Here is a 3,338-nt window from a genome sequence, read left to right as displayed (position 1 = left end):
CAATCCACCCAACCCTCAAACAAACCATGCACCACACCCAACCCCAACCCATCCCCCACCACACCACCACCAAAACCCAACACCACATCCCGCTCCGCGGCCGAGACCGCGGGTACGTCCACGATCCGCATCTGCGGGGTGTCGACCATGATGGTCAGGAGCTCGGTCAGATAGTCGAGTCGGTGGCGCACGGTCGCCTCGGTGAAGAGGTCGCCGTTGTAGAGCACGGTGCCGTGCAGTTCTTCGTCCTGCCAGGACACACCGATGTCGAGGTCGAACTTGGCGGTCGCCCCATCCAGGTCCAGAGCGGTCACCGGCCGGCCGACGATCGGCGTCAGGTCCAACGGGGTGTCGTGGTAGGTCAGCGACACCTGGAACACCGGTGACCAGCGTTCGCCGGCCGCGTGTCCCAGGCTGCTGTTCGCCCGTAACCCGCTCACCACCTGGTCGAACGGCACGGACTGTTCGGCGAGCGCCTTGCGCAGCCACCGTGATGCCGCTTTGACGCATTCGGCCACGGTCGTGGTCCGGTCCGCGTCGAAGGGGATGGCGAAGGTGTTGGCGAAGCAGCCCACCACGTTGTCGAGCTGCGAATCGGGCCGGTTACCGACGGGGACGCCCACCGCCACCTTGCGGTCGCCGGTGGTCTTGTGCAGCCAGAGCTGTACGAGTCCCATGTAGACGCTGAACTCGGAGCAGCGGAGGCTCTTCGCCAGTTGACGGACCTGTTCGCACCGTTCCCTCTCGATGACGAACGAGGCGTGGCCCGCGGGCACCACGGAGTCCGGCGTACGCGGGCCGTCCAGTGGCAGCCGATGCGGATTGGCCACTCCGGAGAGGGCGTCCACCCATTCGGCGACCTGTGCGGACATACGTGGTCCGTCGAGCGCGGCTTCCTCCCATGCCGCGTAGTCGGCGAACTGTAGGTCCGGCAATGGCAGGTCGGCGTCGGGAGTGGCCAGCAACTGCCGCAGCTCGCGCAGGATGATACTCACTGAGATCCCGTCGCAGACGCTGTGGTGGATGCAGATGACCACCTTCTGGCGGCTCGGGCCGGTCGCGACCAGGCAGCGCATCAGCGGGCCACGTTCCAGGTCGAACGGACGTGTCCTGCACTCCCGCAGTGCGTCCAGCAGCAGCGGATCGGACTCGTCCTCGAACTCCATCGTCTCAAACGTGACCCGCGGGCCGGCCGCGACGCACTGGAACACCCGTCCGTCGACCAGTCGAAGCGTGGTTCGCAGGGCCTCGTGCCGGCTCACGATGGCGTCGATGGCGGCCCGCCACTGTCCGACCGGCAGCACGCCGTCGATCGCCAGCGGAACGGTCACGTTGTACGCGTGACTGTCCGGGTTCGACCGGAACAGCAAGTACAGCCGTTGCTGTGTCACGGAGCTGGGAAGCATCAGCATGTCGCCGTGTTCCATCGCATGGCCTTCCTACTCGCCTGGTCGCGGCCGTCCCTCGGTTGGGCCGTTATCTCGGTATCCGGCGCAGCTGCGGGCGCTCCGGCCCGTCGGGCTCCGCCGAGGCGGCCGCGACCAACGCGGCCACCGTGGGTTCCGTCATGAGGTCAGCGAGCTCGACCGCCACGCCCGCCTTGTTGAGCTTGCGCACCAGGAGTATCGCGCCCATCGAGTCGCCGCCCACCGCGAAGAAGTCGTCGTCATCGGTGAAATCGGTATGCCCCAACACCTTCTCCCATGCCTCGGTGATGCGGCTACGGGCGGTCGCGGCATCCATGCTGTCGCCTTTCATCTCATGGGGAGTCACGTCACCGGAGCGAACAACTCGGCGACCTGGGTGGCATGTGGTAGTGACAGCAGCGCCTCTCGATACCTGTTCAGCAGCGCACGCGTCCACCGCGGGTCACCTTGGGGGAGTACGAGGTGAACCCGCACGCCGTCGCCGTGCGGGACGACCCCCAGCATGATGGGAACGCTGTGGCGGATGATCCCGTTCAGCGGTTGCGCCCCGATCGCGGCAAGGCCCGCTTCGGCGCCACTGTTGCGCGGGTAGTCCTCGATGCTGACGAAGGACTCGAACGGCGGGGCCCCGCGGCTGAGTCGCAGCAGCCGGGTGAGGTCGGGCTGCGGGATCCAGTCGTGGTCACGCACCCGCAACTGGCTGTCGTGGATGGAGTGCAGCCACGCCATCGGCTCCCAGTCCGGCTCGACCCACACCCGTACCGGCAGAGTGTTGATCAACATGCCCACCATCTGCTCGACTCCGGCGAGATCCGGTGGGCGACCCGCGACCGTCATGCCGAACAGGACGTCCTGCTCTCCGGTGTGTTCGGCGAGCATGACCGCCCAGACCGCCTGGAACAGCAGGTTGAACGCCACCTTGCCGTGCCGGGCGAATGCGCGTAGCTCGTCGACCTGCGCCGCGGTCAGATCGAAGGTCTCGTGCACGTGTTGTGGTCTGGCGCAGGGCGGAAGGGGAATCCCCCGGCTGCCGGTGAAGTCCTCAAGATAGTAGGTCCACTGCTTGAGGGCTTCGTCGTGATCCTGCCTTGCCCGCCAGTCGATGTACCGGACGAAGGGAACGGCCTCGACCTTGTCCACGGGCAGGCCCGCGCGGATACGTTGGTAGCTCTCGGTAAGTACCCCCAGGACGATGGAGTGGCTCCAGCCGTCGAGGAGCGCGTGGTGGTACGTCCATACCATCTCGTACCGGCGATCGGGCCGATGGATCAAGGTGATCCGGGACAAGGGCGCCCGCTCGATGTCCACACCGGCCTCCCGGTCGCTGTCGAGCAGGGCGGCGTACCTGTCATCGAGCTCGGCCGAATCCACCTCGGTCCAGTTCACGAGGTGGAACGGGATGGTCGCCGCCGGCCAGATCACCTGGATCGTCTGCCCGTTGTCGTCCCATGTGAACGAGGTGCGCAGGATCGAGAAGGCGGCGACAGTCGCCTGCCAGGCGGAGCGGAGCGCCTCGGCATCGATGTCCGTTGGCAGCGCGTACCGCAGCTGGAGCAGGTACATGCCCTTCGTCGGGAAGGCGTGTGTCTGGAAGAGCATCCCCGCCTGCATGGGAGTCGTAGGAGCCATCATCATCGCCCCGGCGAACGTGCGGCGGACCTCGGCCGGTGTGTCGTCGAAGTGGACCCCGGGCAGGATGGTCAGATCTCCCGCGTCGCCGAACGAGAGGTCCTCGGTCTCGCTCGTGGCGTCGGTCGTCGCGGACCTCGCGAGACTCGCCAGCGTCTGGTGTTCGAAAACCGCCCGTAGTTTCAGCTTGATGCCGTGTCGGGCGGCCCGGGCGGCAATCAACATCGCCTGAATAGAATCCCCACCCAACTCAAAGAAATTATCCCCCACCCCTACCCCCTC

3 protein-coding genes are annotated in these 3,338 nt (G+C 66.4%); all 3 read right to left on the bottom strand.

Features of this window, described 5'->3' with window-relative positions:
* Nucleotides 1–1,427, bottom strand: a 1,427-nt coding sequence (locus EV192_RS53430) for a condensation domain-containing protein (protein ID WP_207926996.1), incomplete at its 3' end; no start/stop codon positions are given.
* 49 nt (nucleotides 1,428–1,476) lie between these two features.
* The gene (locus tag EV192_RS53425; RefSeq protein ID WP_165961070.1) at nucleotides 1,477–1,743 is read right to left on the bottom strand and encodes an acyl carrier protein; all 267 of its coding nucleotides are present in this window, start codon (nucleotides 1,741–1,743) and stop codon (nucleotides 1,477–1,479) included.
* 26 nt (nucleotides 1,744–1,769) lie between these two features.
* Entirely contained in the window at nucleotides 1,770–3,326 is a 1,557-nt protein-coding gene (locus EV192_RS53420; protein ID WP_279496512.1) for a condensation domain-containing protein, read from the bottom strand.
* Nucleotides 3,327–3,338: the final 12 nt, after the last annotated feature.

Origin of the sequence: Actinocrispum wychmicini, from assembly GCF_004345645.1 — a bacterium.
Classification (GTDB): domain Bacteria; phylum Actinomycetota; class Actinomycetes; order Mycobacteriales; family Pseudonocardiaceae; genus Kibdelosporangium; species Kibdelosporangium wychmicini.
Note: the sequence above shows the minus strand (reverse complement) of the source record. Positions and strands in the feature narration are given on the sequence as shown.

Coding starts and splice junctions, on each gene's coding strand:
- EV192_RS53425 (WP_165961070.1), bottom strand. CDS start 1,743: ATGGATGCCGCGACCGCCCGTAGCCGCATCACCGAGGCATGGGAGAAG.